Source organism: Atopostipes suicloacalis DSM 15692 (assembly GCF_900129085.1).
GTDB lineage: Bacteria > Bacillota > Bacilli > Lactobacillales > Carnobacteriaceae_A > Atopostipes > Atopostipes suicloacalis.
Genome location: NZ_FQUF01000003.1, coordinates 76,368 through 90,628, shown reverse-complemented (window position 1 = coordinate 90,628; position 14,261 = coordinate 76,368). Strand labels below are relative to the sequence as shown.

The following is a 14,261-nucleotide window of genomic DNA, read 5'->3' as shown; positions in this document are numbered from 1 at the left end:
AAGTAGGGAGTTTGTTTATTTATGGAGGGAATACTTTGGATTCTAATTTAGAACTTAGACATAAAATTTCGGACTATTTAAAATTTATACTCCCGTCTTTGCTGGGAGTTCTTTTGTTGATGTTTCCCTTTCAATACGAAGGAGAAACAACCATTATGGTGGCTTTGCTTGCGAATATACTGACCGCAAAATTAGATGCATTTTTACCAACCATTATTTTAGTTTTTATTGCTCTGTCATCGGTCTTGACGCTTGTTTATCGATTATTTCAACCAAAATTTATACATAAAAATAAATTTTTAAAAGAATTGTTTGATGTATCACCCATTTGGACAGGAATTCGCTTGATCGGTTTTATTTTAGCCCTAATGACTTATTTTCAATGGGGACCCGCATTTATTTGGTCAATGGATACAGGTGGTTTAATCCTCTATGATTTAATTAAAGATTTGTTTGCCATCTTTTTATTTGCAGGCTTTTTGCTCCCATTTTTAACCGATTTTGGTTTACTAGAATTCATAGGAGCGATTTTTACCCCCGTGATGCGACCAATCTTTGACTTGCCCGGACGAGCCTCGATTGACTGTATTGCTTCTTGGGTAGGGGATGGAACGATTGGTGTAACTTTAACGAATCAGCAATATGAAGAAGGCTATTATAATAAAAAAGAAGCCACAGTTATTGCAACAACTTTTTCAGCCGTATCGATCACATTCAGTTTAGTGGTCATTGGTCAAGTGGGCTTAGCTCATTTATTCGGACCTTATTATCTAACAGTAGCGATCGCAGGAATTGCTGCAGCAGTGATTTTGCCTAAAATTCCACCGTTATCCAATAAAGAAAAATCTTACTACCAAGGAAATAAAATGGATATAGGCGAAAGAGTCCCAGAAGGATATACAAATGTCAGTTGGGGATTAGAATTAGCCGTAGCGAAGGCAAAACAAAGCTTAAGTCTCAAAGACCTCATTTTAAAAGGGATCACTTCAGTCTTAGATTTATGGATTGGTGTATTGCCAGTCATTATGGCCTTTGGTAGTTTAGCCTTAATTATTGTAGAATTTACCCCATTCTTTGAATGGTTAGGTCTCCCGTTTATTCCATTATTAAAATTATTAGGCGTTCCTTATGCGGTCGAAGCTTCTCAGACAATTATGGTCGGCTTTGCCGATATGTTCTTGCCGTCAGTCATTGCCGCAAATATCCCAAGTGAGATGACCCGCTTTATTATGGCTGCTTTATCCGTCACTCAATTAATATATTTATCGGAATCAGGCGCCGTGATGTTAGGAACAAAAATGGATATCAGCTTACTCGATTTATTTATTATCTTTATCGAAAGAACACTCATCACGCTCCCAATCATCGTACTCGCCGCACACCTCGTTTTTATGTAAATCAAAGATCCAACTCTTCGAAAATACGATGTAGATACACTTTTTTTAATAGAAGAACTAAAAACACAAGCTGTTTTAAAATAGCTTGTGTTTTATTTTTTGTATAAATAGAGTATAAAAAAATACTTGATTTTAGATTTATAAAAGTACTTTAGTTGTAAAGCTAAATATCGATGTATTAAGTTAAGTACGTTATAATGTAAATGGTTTTAATAAGGGGACTATAATATCTAAAACGACTTTAAATTCAAGCTATGCTAAGAGAAATTTTTATCAGTTTCTAAAAGATGTGAATATGAATCATATGGAAATTCAAATCACTAGCAAATGAAATGAAAATAATGCAGTATTGATTAGTTTAGAAGATTGGAAATCTATTCAAGAAACATTATAAAGTAGTGATTAAAAACTCTGCAAAAAAAGCTTTCAAAAAATCGTACAAACCCACAAAGAAAAAATATTTTTCATTCTTTATAGTTCCTTTGCCTTCTTTAATTCTACGATTTATTAAATAGTAAATGGTCTGTCAACACTTTTTCTTTGTATTAATTTCCATGATATTTCTAATAAAGAAAGGCTAGATTATTAATGAAAAAATTATTTTTAATAGGTACAGCTTCTCTTGCTTTGTTAGCGGCTTGTGGTGATGACACAGAGACCACTCACGAAGAAGCTGATGAAGAAACAGAAACCACTGAATCTACAGATAAGCAAGATGAGCAGGAAAACAATAAAGAAGATGAGAAATCCGAAGATGAAGAATCAAAAGATACTGAATTAAGTGAAGATGAAGCAGAAGAAAAAGCACGGGAATATATCAACGAAAATGAAGATTATAACGCAGATGATTACGTGATTAGTATGCGTGAAGAAGATGATGCTTTTATTGCAATAGTTCATGCAGGAATTAAGGCAGATGAGAAAAAAGGAAATCCAATTCTATATCAATATAAAGTAGATCGTATTTCAGGGAAAGTAGAAGAAACAAATATTGGATCAGAAAAGCAAGATGCGCATGTGAGTGAAATTGTATCGATGAGCCAGGAAGAAAAAGACGAACATTACCGCGAAATAGCTCAAAACCCAGATAAGCTAGATGAAAGAGTGCTGGACAAGTTACTCTTGCCAGGTCTACATGAAAATACGAAAGAGTACGAAGGCCGTATAAATCCTGATGACACGATTGGAAAAGTATCACTGAAAACAGCGGATGATCCATCAAATAATGAAGAAATCAATACACCAGATGTAGATGAAGAAGGATATTTTACAATTTATTTTTCAGAAAATAAACTAAAAAATAGTTCTGTTTTAACTATCATTGTTAGTGGAGATGATTATAACGAACAAATTTTTGAAATTCCAATTAATGAGATTGATAATAAAATGGATTACATTAGGGTGCACTAAAAGGATGATTAACTAAAGAGAATAAACAAGGGATTACGAATTTCCGTGATCTCTTGTTTTTTTATTTTGTTAATTTTTTATTTATAAAGTATATAATAATATTAAATATTGACTTTAACATTGTTAAAATATATAATAATTAATGAAAGAAACGAGGGGATAATATGAGTATTAAAATCGTTCCAGACTGGATGGTAAATTTAGAAGATGAAGATATTGCCTTTATAAAAAAATTCATTCTAAATTCTGGTTCTCTTAAGAAAATGGCTAAAGAGTATGATGTTACTTATCCTACAGTGAGGCTTCGTTTGGATAAATTGATTCAAAAAATTGAGATTGAAGATAGGATAGAAGAAGATTCATATATTTCATTAATTAAGCGATATGCAGTAGACGAAAAAATAGATTTTGATACAGCAAAAGTTTTGATTAGTGAATATCGAAAAAATATAGAAGGAGCGGATGCTGAGTGAGCAATTTACCAATAAATTTAATATTTTCATCATTATTCATGTTATTAATCCTTTCACTTGTTATATTTATTCAATTAAAATTATCAAGAAGCGAAAATAAATTCTTAGGATTAATTTTACCGATCATTTCTTTTCTGTTCTCATTGTCGATGATTATTGGATGGTCTAGTTTTACAGATACAGGTATGATAACTGAGCAAGTTACTACAGTAAATGAAGAGACAGGAGAAATTATTGAAGAAACGGAGGAAGTAGTGCATCAACCAAAAGAGAAAATGACAACGGATGATTTTTTAGAGATTGGCTATCTTACTTTAATTAGCAATATCCCAACAATAATATTGAGTGGAATTTACTTAAGTGAGAAAAATAAAATGAAAATGAGAAAAGAAATCGAAAAAATGAAAATTGATGATTTATAATTAATTATCATTTTTTTAAAATAAAAATTTTAAAAACACAAGCTGATATAAAATAGCTTGTGTTTTATTTAATCTTTTGACTATTTATTTCAATCCACTTTGCAATTTCTTCATTTGTGAGGCGATGTTTACCTTTTTGAACAGCCACATGGACGGAATAATCTGCGATTTCTTTGTTTGAAACTACCAACTGAATCTTATTTTTTCGTAAAAAGACATACAGGCCCATTACAGCGGTACGTTTGTTGCCGTTATAAAAACAATGTTTGTTTATAATCATTTCGAATAAGATCGCTGCTTTGTCATAAATCGTTGGATACAACTCTGCTCCAAAGGTGTTTTGACGTGGCTGAGCAACGACTGCTTTCAATGCAGAAGGATCTTTCACTCCAAAATCTTCAGTGGGGCTAATTTGCTTAATAAGCGTGTAGTTTATTGCAACAAGTTCTTTTTCAGTAAGATAATGAATCATCGTTCCACCAAGTCTTCTAGTGCCTCTTTATATTCTGCCATACCTTCTTCTAGAATACTCAAAAATTCCTCATCTACACCCATTTGTTCAGAGATCGTTTTCTGCTTTTTAATCATAACCTCTCCGTCTGAATTAATCGTATAAAGGACAAGGTCACCTTCTTGAATGTCTAGATGCTTAGCAATATCAGCGGGAATTGTGGCTTGAATACTATTCCCTGTTTTTTTTGCTTTTCGTGTATATTCTTTATGGAGTGTCATTTGTTTTTCCTCCCATTTATTTTATTCATTATATCAATATGCAAATAGCTATTCAATGATAATAGCTATTTGTAGAATAATAGATATTATGAATAAAAGTGAGAAGAAGAGTAATAAAAAAGTAGGAAAACAGACAATATTAAATGGCTGTTTTCCTACATTAAATAGTTCTTTTTATACTTTAGTAATATTTATTCGAAAATGGGAACGAAATTTTTCCCCATACCGTTTGCGATTTCGATAACTAATTCAATAGTTGGATTCATTTCACCTGTCTCAATACGAGAGATTGTTGATTGGGGTTTTCCAATTTTTTCAGATAACTCTTTTTGTGTTAATCCAGTACTTTTTCTAAGCTCAGTTAATTTCATTGCAAGTTCTAATCTTTTACGCTCAATTTCTATTTGTTGAGTAAATTCTGTGCTATTTTCTGATCGATTTTTAATATATTCTTGAACTTTACTCATCATAATCACCTCATATATTTTTCAATATTCTATTTCTTATAGATTTCCCTTTAGTAATTTCTCGTTTAGGTGTTTTATTAGTTTTCTTTTTAAATCCATGCGTTATAAAATAATTATTATTCTTAATCTGAAAATATAAGCCTCTCAATGCATTCCCACTAGCATTTACTCTTATCTCATATAGATTATCTTCAAGTTTTTTTATCCATTTTTGTCTTTGAGCAATTTGTAATCCAAATTGTTCAATCTTTTCAATAACCGCTAAAAGTTTTGCAGCTTCAATATCGTTTAAAGAACCTAAAAAAATATCAAATTCGTCATCCCAATCAAATTCTGGATTTCTCATCTTGCTACTCCTTCTGAAATTATTATATAGCGTATTTGCTATATTGTCAATTTTTAATAATTATAATAAAGCTTAAATAATATATATTTAACTTTTCACTGTTTTTGATTGATTTGTATATTTATTTAAATGTGTTGTGCTTTTTACCAACAAATGAATATTAAAGGTTCAATTATTTCTTTAGTTATTAGTCTATAAAAAATTTGAATTCTGAGTATATTAACCCTTTATGAGTAAGAGCAATTTACATAAAAAAGAATACAGAGATTGAATTGTATTTTCTAAATGAACGCATTAACATCATCTAATTCTTTTTAAACTGTCTTTGCATAACATTTTTAAAGATTAATTCGTTCTTTTGTATGTTCTATAAATTTTTTGAAATCTCCTTTTTGGATAAAGTATAAATTTATAGACGTATTACTCGCGTGAAAGCGGAGAGAATATCCAGCATTACTTTTTCCATAAACAAAAGATGAGATTTTTTCAAAAGGAATGAGTTGACCATAGTGACCCCGAAAAACATCATAAGAGTAAAAACCAATCTCTTTATCGGTTATAAAACAAATTCCTTTTCGAAACCAAAATATTTTAGGAAGCGTAAGAAAATAAATTCCCATAACTGGTGTAATAATTTCTTTATCAAAAAACTTTTCAGCGTTTTCTAAAAGTATTTTATCTTTAGAAGTGAATTCTCGTGTTTTAAAGTGTTGACTAAACCAGGGGATTAAGCGATTGACTTGGATGGTATATTCAATATAATCTCTATCTAATTTATCAATAAGTCTCGGCTCTTCAATAAAAATGATCACTGCCGTAAAAATGAACCAGTTTAATCCAATAATAAATAAAGACAAAAAATTGCGAGTGGTTAATAAAACGCCTGTTGAGAATAGAAAAACAGATGAATAAATGGGATTTCTTACATTGCTATAAACACCACGAGATGAATGACTTCCTCTTACAACTTCTTGATCTGTTTTGAATTGCTTTTTTGTTTTATATCCAAGGAAACTGCCGATTCCCATAAAGAGAATTCCAAATAGAATAAACAATAGATTTGGAATTTTTTGAGTCGATTTGAAGTAGACCAATAAATCCGTTGTTCGACTTAAAAACAGAAAAAATACTGTCAGCATCAAGATTCCACCTGATGTACAAAATCGAGTAAATGATAGGTTTTTAGTTTTCATAATAGCATCCTTTAAATTATAATTTGTTAAAGTATATCATAGATAGAGTGCTATAAATTTCTATGAAATTTTAAAAAATAGACTTGAGAAAATCTTATCCCTCTTTGAAATTCAAGAAATGTATTATTCGAATAAAAGATTTATGTCTTGAGCTATATTAGGTTATAATAAAGCTTAAGTTTAAAAATATTTAAGAAAAGTGCCGCTTTTGATAATTTATATTTTGCTGGTGGAAGCGTAAACCCTGGAGGCGGCATGCCGATGGTTGTCCTTTCAGGAACCAATACTACAAAAAAGTTTTACAATCAATTGAAAAATGGAGTGAAAACATGAAATTCATTAATCAGTTTCCTATAGAAAACTTTCCAATAAAGAATATCCTTCTTATCCTATTCTTTTTCTTATTTCTTGCAGGCATTGCTTTAATCGTAAGTGGAATGAAAATCCTCGCTGAAAATAAATTAGCAAAAATACTAACTCTCATACTAGGCATTGTTTTACTTATAATATCCTTCTTCTCAGCCATTTTTGTTGTTATGTTTGGGTATAATTCTTGAGAGAAATAACGAAGGTATTTAAAATATTTTTTAAATTTAAATCATGCTCAGTAAAAATATATAAGATATTTACTTTAAGATTAACTAAAACTTTTAGTTAGTCTTTTTTGTTTAAAGATTGTATTAATTTATTTATCTAGTTAGTCATTTAATTAGTTCGTTTTTTAAAAATTATATTTTTCAGTTAATGAAAGATTAATTTATTTAGTGATTAAGCAATTTCAAATTAGATTAATATGACCCCCGAAAGTTAGAGTTAAAAGCTAACATTTTGGAGGTCATATCATTTAGTATTCTGATAGTAGGGTATTAATCTTCCGACTCATTCAAATTTTAACGATGATATTCTTCCATTACTTTAATGAGTTCTGGTAAATATTCAGGTAAATCAGGTGGTCTTCGGCTGGAAACTAGCTGACCATCTGTTACCACGGGCTCGTTTACCCATGTCGCTCCAGCGTTGGTCATATCATCTTTAATCCCTGGAGTACTGGTTACTGTTTTTCCTTCTAAAATATCTGCAGAAATGGTTACCCAGCCGGCATGACAGATTTGTCCAATCGTTTTGTTGTTGTCATTCATATGTTTGACAATGTTCTTCACTTCATCATAACGGCGAATTTTATCTGGCGCCCATCCACCAGGAATAATCACCGCATCATATTCCTCAGGGTTAACATCACCGTAAGCATAATCGGATTCAACCGGGACGCCATCTTTTCCAATATACGTTTCGTTCGTTTCTGGACCTACCAAATCAACTTGAGCACCTTCTTCGCGCAAGCGGATAACAGGATACCATAGTTCTAAATCATCAAAATCATGATCAACTAACGAAATAACTTTATGATTCTTTAAACGCAAATTCGTTCCTCCATTCTTTTTTACCAAAACAGCTCATATTGAGTGCTTATTGGTTATTATACAAACTAAGCCTAGCAGACTAAGCGTAGAATAACAATTTAAACCTTTTGAAGCCTGTAAAGAATATCAACGGAAGATATTCAATAAGTGAATTTTATGATAAAATAGAGTGGTATTTAAAATCAACAGGAGGAGGAATTCCTATAAAATCCTTAACATTAGATAATGACATTACAACTTTAGATTTTGAAACGACGGGTTTTAGTGCAGAAAATCATGAAATCATTCAAATAGGTGCCGTAAAATTTAGAAATGGAAATGAAGTGGACCGTTTTGAACGTTTTGTAGAACCCTTTTATTCGATTCCATGGAAAATTACAGAGTTAACCGGTATATCTACTGAAATGGTCATGGGCGCGCCTCCCATTCAACAGTCCTTACACGAATTAAACGAATTTTTAAAAGATGAAACAATTGTCGCACATAATGCATCTTTTGATATGAAATTTTTACTGGAAAATTTGAAGCGACATGAAATTGACCATGAAAGTTTCAAAGTGATTGATACGGTAAAATTAGCTCGCGCGAGTATTGCGGGTTTGCCGAATTATAAATTACCGACTTTAAAATATTACCTAGGTATTGATGTAGGTTCTCATAATGCGATTGAAGATTGTTTAGTGACCGGTGCGCTTTATTACTATTGTAAGACCATGCAAGAAAAAGATTAAAGTAGAAAAGCCTCACTCTAGAAATGTGTAACTTCTAGAGTGGGGCTTTTTTGATATGAAAATAATAATTTTATTAATTGTATTAAAAATAACTTTACATATCTCGGGAATACCTAACAAGTGAGTATAAAATTGAGCCCTACTTGTTAAGGTAACCTCTCTATCCTCACAAGTAAGCATAAAAAACAGTCCTACTTGTAAGGATAACTACTCTATCCTCACAAGTAAGCATAAAACTGAGCTCCACTTGTAAGGATAACTACTCTATCCTCACAAGTAAGCATAAAAAACAGTCCCACTTGTAAGGATAACCGCTCTATCCTCACAAGTAAGCATAAAAAACATCTCCACTTGTTAGGGTAACCTATTAAGTTAGTCAATATCCTATGACTTGTAAAACAAAAAGACGATATTCCTTACATAACACAGGAAATCGTCTATTTTAATCTTTTACTCTTCATCTTTTTTATCCTTTTGTATCTATAGTACACGATATATATCACTACATGAAAATTATTCTTTGTATTTAAAATCAATATACGATATAATGATTTTAACATCTAATAATTGAAATTAATTCATATCTACTGACTCTCATACATATTTTTTACTAGGGAGCTGACTGCAATGGAAAAGGAATCAATTGATTTATTAGAACTGTTGTGTAAATTAGTGATAGAAAAAGAACAGAACGAATTACTAGACTTGATAAATGAAATCGTCACTGAGGAAACGAATTCTTCTCACGTAGAGATCGAATAAAATCAATAGCTCCTTCTAATTCTTCATCCGATGCCGGCTCACCATCCACAGTGATCTGGTATTTTTTTTGCAATTCTGCTAGAGATAAATCATCTGTATCTGAAATAAAACCTTCTTCTTCAATAGTAACTTCTTTATTATCTGTTCGATCCAATAGGTAATCAATGCTCACGCCAAAGAAATTCGCAATTTCTTCCAGAGTATCAGGTCTTGGTATTCTTCCACTCTTACTATTTTCATAATGAACGATTGAAGTTCGATCAATATTTAAAATTTTAGCTAATTCTTCTTGCGATAAGTTAATACTTTTTCTTAATGTCTCTAAACGGTTCGAAAACCCCATAATATCCCCACATTTCCTTCAATTTCTACTCATTAAATATAGCACATATTTCAAAAAAATATAAATACTTTATACAAAAAGTATATTTTACTTTACATGTGCTTTATAAGCACGTATGATATTAAAAATGCATAACTTTATATTTATTCACGTAAGAGATTTAAAATCACTCTCGTATATGCTTAAATGATTAGAAAATAACCACGAAAGAACATCAATCTATTAATTTTATGTACATGCATGTTTTTCTTATCTGAAGGTATCCCTCATCACAGTCGTTATGGAAAAAGATGGAAAAGGAAAAAAGCAAAGGGGACTTACTATGAGGAAAAAGATTATAGCAGTTTTAATTCTTTTGATGGTAATTTTATTGGGGCTTGGTGGAAGAACAGTCAATGCACTGGAAGAAGAGATTGTAAAAATCAATCTGGATACAAATGTACTGGTTGTTTATTCAACGGAACATTGGGAAGTAGACGAAAATATACGCATGCTTGATTTATCTGTAGGACATTTTTCAAATAATATTGAATATATCAATGTCCATCATTTAGAACAAGAGGACTTAGAAGACAAAACGCATCTTTTTTATTACGGGCATATAAAAGAAAAATTATCTCCATCGGTTGCGGAGCTTGTTTCTTCGTTTGAGGGTCCAACAATGGCGATTAGTTATAATACTGAACAATTAGGAGACAAATATTCTTTCCTTCAAGTGGGCGAAGAAACTACAATTACAACGATTGATTATCTTGGAGATCAAGAAAAATCAATAGAAATTAATCCAAGCATTGTTTTTGAAACAGTTTTAGATGAAGGGACAGAAGTTCTCGTAGAAGGGGATGGCGATGAAGGGAAAGTTCCATTAATAATGCGAAAAGATAAAAATTATTATTTATCGGCAGATTCCTTTGACCGGCCGTATTCCATTTATTTCTCGCAAGTCTTAAATACCTTTTTTGATGTTGAGTCGAATGATAATACGCCAGCTTATATTCGTTTAGAAGATGTTCATCCGCTAAGCGATCCAAAACGTTTAATGGCTGCAGCCGAGGAGTTAGCGAAACGGGATACTCCTTATATGATTGCTGTGATACCCGTATATACAGATCCTGATAGCGGAAGAAGATATCACTTTGAAGACCAAAGAGAAGTGCTCAAAGTGCTTAAATATATGCAAAATAATGGTGGAAGTGTTGTCCTCCACGGTTACACCCATCAATTCCGAGATTCGGAAACAGGAGAAGGCTTTGAATTTTGGGATGTGGAGAATCAGATGCCCATTTATCATGGTCCAGAAGATGAAGTGACACAACTTGTAGAAGACGACTTTGAAAGCCCAGAAAAATATGAAGCTCATCAAACAAAGAACAAAGAATATGAGCGGAAATATATCGAAGAACGCTTAACAAAAGGGGTGCAAGAATTAGCCAATTATGGGCTCTATCCTCTTGCTTTCGAAGCTCCTCACTACACCATGTCGCAAAATGGATACCAAGTCGTTTCGGATTATTTCTCTACTTATGTTGGGCAAGTCCAATTAAGTGATGAAGATTGGGAGATTATGGATACCACACCTTATGCAACACAACCAACCATGTTAAATGGGATGCTTTTACTACCTGAGACTATTGGTTACGTTCAGCCCGAAGCCGAAGAACCAGTAAAAGATATGATGGAATCGGCTGAGTATTACCAGTTGCTCAAAGGTGGAATGATTGGAGCTTTTTACCATCCTTATCTAGGAGTTGAAGGGCTACGAGAAGTGTTGGATGAAATGGAAAAAATTAAAAATATTGAGTGGATCGATCTAAAAGAAATGAAAAATACCGTAGTGGTTGATCATGTAAACATCCAAAGTGGAAATGGTGAGATTAATGCTCAAGTGAATAATTTAGGATTGATGAGAACCTCAAAGAATTATGTGTACTACCATATGATTGAAATCGTTATCATCATCACTTGGGTCATCGCTGTACTCGGAATAACTGCTGTTCTAATGTTTCTTAGTTTTACATTTTATTTAGTGGTGAGAAGAAGACGCTTAGAAAAAAATGTAGCTAAACCTCTCAAATAGTAGACAAAGGATTATCAAGAAAGGATTGTGCAGATTATGGCTAATTTTTTCCTATATTTGGCGCTGTTTCTCCTCTGGTTCATGTTGTTTTATCACATCTTCTTAATGCTAGGTGGTTATTTAGAATTTTTAAAACACGATGAAGATGTTAAAAATTTTTCAGAGAGTGAAGGAGAATTACCGACTGTTAGTATATTGATTCCTTCCCACAATGAACAATTGGTAATTGAGAACACGCTTCAAGCAATGATCAATTTAAACTATCCAAAAGATAAATTGGAAATTATTCCAATTAATGATAACTCAAGTGATCAGACCGGATTTATCGTCGATGAATATGCAAAACGTTATCCATTTATCAAACCGATTCACACCAAACCGCCAACGGGTGGAAAAGGAAAGTCTGGAGCTTTAAATCAAGGCTTAAAACATTCAACTGGAGAAGTTATTGTCGTTTACGATGCAGATAATACACCAGAACCAGAAGCGATTTTCAATTTAGTTATTGGACTGAACAATGATAAAAAAGCAGCAGCGGTTGTGGGTAAATTTAGAGTATTGAATGCAAAAGAAAATTTATTGACCCGTTTTATTAATATTGAAACCTTGACCTTCCAATGGCTCGCTCAAGCAGGGCGCTGGCACTGGTTCAAAATGACGACAATCCCAGGAACGAATTTTGCAATCCGTCGTTCAGTGATTGAAGAGTTAGGCGGATGGGATGAGCAAGCTATCTCTGAGGACACCGAGCTTAGCTTCCGTGTCTATAATGCAGGGTATCACATTCGTTTTTTCCCCGCAGCTATTACATGGGAACAGGAACCAGAAACCTTAAGCGTTTGGTGGAAGCAACGCATGAGATGGGCACAAGGTAACCAATATGTAATTTTTAAGTTTCTTTTTCAATTTAGAAAGCTGAACAATAAAGTTCGATTGGATTTGTTTTACTTTCTATTTACCTATTTATTCTTTTTTGGAGGGATATTAATCTCTCATTTAATCTTTATCTTAAATTTAATCTTTGATTTGGAACTCTTAATTGGAAATGTTTCGATTGTTCTTCTCGTGACCGGTTTCTTACTATTCTTAGTGGAAGTCTGGCTCGCATTGAGTCTCGAAAAAGGACAATTGAACTTAATAAATGCTTTAGTCGTTGTCCTGATGTATTTTGTGTATTCGCAGATGTGGGTTGTCTTGGTATTGAGTGCATCTTTCCGAGAAGCGAAGCGAGTTTTATTTAATCAAGAAGTGAAATGGTATAAAACCGAGCGATTTGATTCCCAACCAATGAAACAAACCATTGTTAAAGGTAAAACCAAAAGCACTTCAGAGAGGTGAGTTATATGTTGAAAACAATGACAATTTTTGGAACAAGGCCCGAAGGAATAAAAATGGTACCGGTCGTTCAAGCATTGAATAAAGAACCGGCTATATCCAATATTGTAGTAAATACAGCGCAACATCGAGAAATGCTGGATCAAGTACTAGAACTTTTTGCGATTGTTCCTGATTATGACTTAGACATTATGCAAGCTAATCAAACCCTGGAAGAGTTAACGGGGAGATTAATCCAAAAAATTAGCCAAATTATTCAACAAGAACAACCGGATTTAGTGTTAGTTCATGGAGATACAACAACAACTTTTGTAGGCGCGTATAGTGCTTATCTAAACCAAGTTCCAGTAGCCCATGTTGAAGCAGGTCTAAGAACCCATAATATTCACTCGCCGTTTCCAGAAGAAATCAATCGACAAATGGTTGGGCGAATTGCGTCTTATCATTTTGCGCCGACGGATACAAATAGAGATAATTTGTTACGAGAGAATATAAAAGAAGAGACCATTGCTGTTGTGGGGAATACAGTAATTGATGTATTACTACAGATTAGTCAACGGGAGTCCTTTTTCCCACCCGAACTTGAAACGATTTTTAATAATGGGAAAAAGACGATTCTGCTGACTTCGCATCGAAGAGAAAATTTAGGAACGATGGAATCTGTCTTCCGAGCGATTCATCGACTGACTACTGCTCATAGTAATGTTCAAGTTATTTTCCCGATTCATAAAAATCCAAAAGTTCGAAAAATTTCACTGGATGAAATTGGTAAAAATAAAAATATTCATTTAATCGAACCTTTAGAATATGCTCAATTTATTCAGGCTATGGATAAAGCTTATCTAGTCATTACAGATTCTGGAGGTATTCAAGAGGAAGCGCCAGGCCTTGGGAAGCCTGTACTTGTGACCCGAGATACAACAGAACGACCAGAAGGAGTAGCCGCTGGAACGCTGAAACTTGTCGGGAATTCGGAAGAATTGATTTTTAAAGAAGCACAACACCTCATTACTAATTCCCTCGCTTATGATGAAATGGCCGCCATCAGGAATCCGTTTGGGCAAGGGAACTCTGCTGAGCAAATTGTAAACTATATTAAGAAAATCTTCTTAGAAGAAAAGGCTGCATTGGTGTGAAGGGTAGAAGAGGAAG

At 33.0% G+C, this 14,261-nt stretch carries 16 protein-coding genes and 1 pseudogene; 10 read left to right on the top strand and 7 right to left on the bottom strand.

Going from position 1 to position 14,261, the window contains the following annotated elements; genetic code table 11:
- Nucleotides 1-35 precede the first annotated feature (35 nt).
- The 5 genes and pseudogenes from BUB96_RS01145 to BUB96_RS01130 all read left to right on the top strand — a co-directional run bounded on the left by BUB96_RS01145 (nt 36) and on the right by BUB96_RS01130 (nt 3,702).
- Complete coding sequence (locus BUB96_RS01145; protein ID WP_073294946.1) at nt 36-1,397, top strand: YjiH family protein; 1,362 nt, start codon at nt 36-38, stop codon at nt 1,395-1,397.
- 226 nt (nt 1,398-1,623) lie between these two features.
- A pseudogene (locus BUB96_RS10500) lies at nt 1,624-1,788 on the top strand (type II toxin-antitoxin system Phd/YefM family antitoxin); the annotation flags it as partial.
- A 197-nt stretch (nt 1,789-1,985) separates the two neighbouring features.
- On the top strand, nt 1,986-2,807 hold the full coding sequence (locus BUB96_RS01140) for a hypothetical protein (protein WP_073294942.1): 822 nt from the start codon (nt 1,986-1,988) through the stop codon (nt 2,805-2,807).
- A 164-nt stretch (nt 2,808-2,971) separates the two neighbouring features.
- A complete protein-coding gene (locus tag BUB96_RS01135; RefSeq protein WP_073294940.1) occupies nt 2,972-3,280 on the top strand; it encodes a DUF2089 family protein in 309 nt (102 codons plus the stop codon).
- A complete protein-coding gene (locus BUB96_RS01130) occupies nt 3,277-3,702 on the top strand; it encodes a hypothetical protein (protein ID WP_073294939.1) in 426 nt (141 codons plus the stop codon). The genes BUB96_RS01135 and BUB96_RS01130 overlap by 4 nt, the downstream gene beginning before the upstream one ends.
- A gap of 64 nt (nt 3,703-3,766) precedes the next feature.
- Here the strand turns inward: BUB96_RS01130 and BUB96_RS01125 are convergent, their stop codons facing one another.
- From BUB96_RS01125 to BUB96_RS01105, 5 genes are all read right to left on the bottom strand, one after another.
- Nucleotides 3,767-4,174 (bottom strand): type II toxin-antitoxin system death-on-curing family toxin, encoded by a 408-nt coding sequence (locus BUB96_RS01125; protein WP_073294938.1) that lies wholly within the window; start codon nt 4,172-4,174, stop codon nt 3,767-3,769.
- Complete coding sequence (locus tag BUB96_RS01120) at nt 4,171-4,434, bottom strand: type II toxin-antitoxin system PrlF family antitoxin (protein WP_073294936.1); 264 nt, start codon at nt 4,432-4,434, stop codon at nt 4,171-4,173. Before BUB96_RS01120 ends, BUB96_RS01125 begins: the two co-directional genes overlap by 4 nt.
- A gap of 191 nt (nt 4,435-4,625) precedes the next feature.
- Entirely contained in the window at nt 4,626-4,901 is a 276-nt protein-coding gene (locus tag BUB96_RS01115) for a helix-turn-helix domain-containing protein (protein WP_073294932.1), read from the bottom strand.
- Between the two features lie 10 nt (nt 4,902-4,911).
- Entirely contained in the window at nt 4,912-5,247 is a 336-nt protein-coding gene (locus tag BUB96_RS01110) for a type II toxin-antitoxin system RelE/ParE family toxin (RefSeq protein WP_073294929.1), read from the bottom strand.
- Nucleotides 5,248-5,585: 338 nt separating this feature from the next.
- The gene (locus tag BUB96_RS01105) at nt 5,586-6,386 is read right to left on the bottom strand and encodes a methyltransferase (RefSeq protein ID WP_073294926.1); all 801 of its coding nucleotides are present in this window, start codon (nt 6,384-6,386) and stop codon (nt 5,586-5,588) included.
- Between the two features lie 383 nt (nt 6,387-6,769).
- On the opposite strand from BUB96_RS01105, the gene BUB96_RS10360 reads away from it, so the two are divergent.
- On the top strand, nt 6,770-6,997 hold the full coding sequence (locus tag BUB96_RS10360; protein WP_073294922.1) for a hypothetical protein: 228 nt from the start codon (nt 6,770-6,772) through the stop codon (nt 6,995-6,997).
- Nucleotides 6,998-7,330: 333 nt separating this feature from the next.
- On the opposite strand, the gene BUB96_RS01095 is transcribed toward BUB96_RS10360, so the two are convergent.
- Entirely contained in the window at nt 7,331-7,861 is a 531-nt protein-coding gene (locus BUB96_RS01095; RefSeq protein WP_073294919.1) for a type 1 glutamine amidotransferase domain-containing protein, read from the bottom strand.
- 107 nt (nt 7,862-7,968) lie between these two features.
- Here BUB96_RS01095 and BUB96_RS01090 point away from each other — a divergent pair, with 107 nt between their 5' ends.
- On the top strand, nt 7,969-8,592 hold the full coding sequence (locus tag BUB96_RS01090; protein WP_073294915.1) for a 3'-5' exonuclease: 624 nt from the start codon (nt 7,969-7,971) through the stop codon (nt 8,590-8,592).
- Nucleotides 8,593-9,313: 721 nt separating this feature from the next.
- Here BUB96_RS01090 and BUB96_RS01085 read toward each other — a convergent pair.
- Nucleotides 9,314-9,697, bottom strand: a complete 384-nt coding sequence (locus BUB96_RS01085) for a helix-turn-helix domain-containing protein (protein ID WP_073294911.1) — start codon at nt 9,695-9,697, stop codon at nt 9,314-9,316.
- Nucleotides 9,698-10,019: 322 nt separating this feature from the next.
- Here BUB96_RS01085 and BUB96_RS01080 point away from each other — a divergent pair, with 322 nt between their 5' ends.
- The 3 genes from BUB96_RS01080 to wecB are packed head-to-tail and all read left to right on the top strand — an operon-like array spanning nt 10,020 to nt 14,245.
- Nucleotides 10,020-11,774 carry a polysaccharide deacetylase family protein gene (locus BUB96_RS01080; RefSeq protein ID WP_073294908.1) on the top strand — a complete coding sequence of 585 codons (1,755 nt, stop codon included), beginning with the start codon at nt 10,020-10,022 and terminating at the stop codon, nt 11,772-11,774.
- Nucleotides 11,775-11,810: 36 nt separating this feature from the next.
- The gene (locus BUB96_RS01075) at nt 11,811-13,112 is read left to right on the top strand and encodes a glycosyltransferase family 2 protein (protein ID WP_073294905.1); all 1,302 of its coding nucleotides are present in this window, start codon (nt 11,811-11,813) and stop codon (nt 13,110-13,112) included.
- Nucleotides 13,113-13,117: 5 nt separating this feature from the next.
- On the top strand, nt 13,118-14,245 hold the full coding sequence (gene wecB, locus BUB96_RS01070; RefSeq protein ID WP_073294902.1) for a non-hydrolyzing UDP-N-acetylglucosamine 2-epimerase: 1,128 nt from the start codon (nt 13,118-13,120) through the stop codon (nt 14,243-14,245).
- The last annotated feature ends 16 nt before the right edge of the window (nt 14,246-14,261 follow it).

Coding starts and splice junctions, on each gene's coding strand:
- BUB96_RS01140 (WP_073294942.1), top strand. CDS start 1,986: ATGAAAAAATTATTTTTAATAGGTACAGCTTCTCTTGCTTTGTTAGCG.
- BUB96_RS01135 (WP_073294940.1), top strand. CDS start 2,972: ATGAGTATTAAAATCGTTCCAGACTGGATGGTAAATTTAGAAGATGAA.
- BUB96_RS01125 (WP_073294938.1), bottom strand. CDS start 4,174: ATGATTCATTATCTTACTGAAAAAGAACTTGTTGCAATAAACTACACG.
- BUB96_RS01120 (WP_073294936.1), bottom strand. CDS start 4,434: ATGACACTCCATAAAGAATATACACGAAAAGCAAAAAAAACAGGGAAT.
- BUB96_RS01115 (WP_073294932.1), bottom strand. CDS start 4,901: ATGAGTAAAGTTCAAGAATATATTAAAAATCGATCAGAAAATAGCACA.
- BUB96_RS01110 (WP_073294929.1), bottom strand. CDS start 5,247: ATGAGAAATCCAGAATTTGATTGGGATGACGAATTTGATATTTTTTTA.
- BUB96_RS01105 (WP_073294926.1), bottom strand. CDS start 6,386: ATGCTGACAGTATTTTTTCTGTTTTTAAGTCGAACAACGGATTTATTG.
- BUB96_RS10360 (WP_073294922.1), top strand. CDS start 6,770: ATGAAATTCATTAATCAGTTTCCTATAGAAAACTTTCCAATAAAGAAT.
- BUB96_RS01085 (WP_073294911.1), bottom strand. CDS start 9,697: ATGGGGTTTTCGAACCGTTTAGAGACATTAAGAAAAAGTATTAACTTA.
- BUB96_RS01080 (WP_073294908.1), top strand. CDS start 10,020: ATGAGGAAAAAGATTATAGCAGTTTTAATTCTTTTGATGGTAATTTTA.
- BUB96_RS01075 (WP_073294905.1), top strand. CDS start 11,811: ATGGCTAATTTTTTCCTATATTTGGCGCTGTTTCTCCTCTGGTTCATG.
- wecB (WP_073294902.1), top strand. CDS start 13,118: ATGTTGAAAACAATGACAATTTTTGGAACAAGGCCCGAAGGAATAAAA.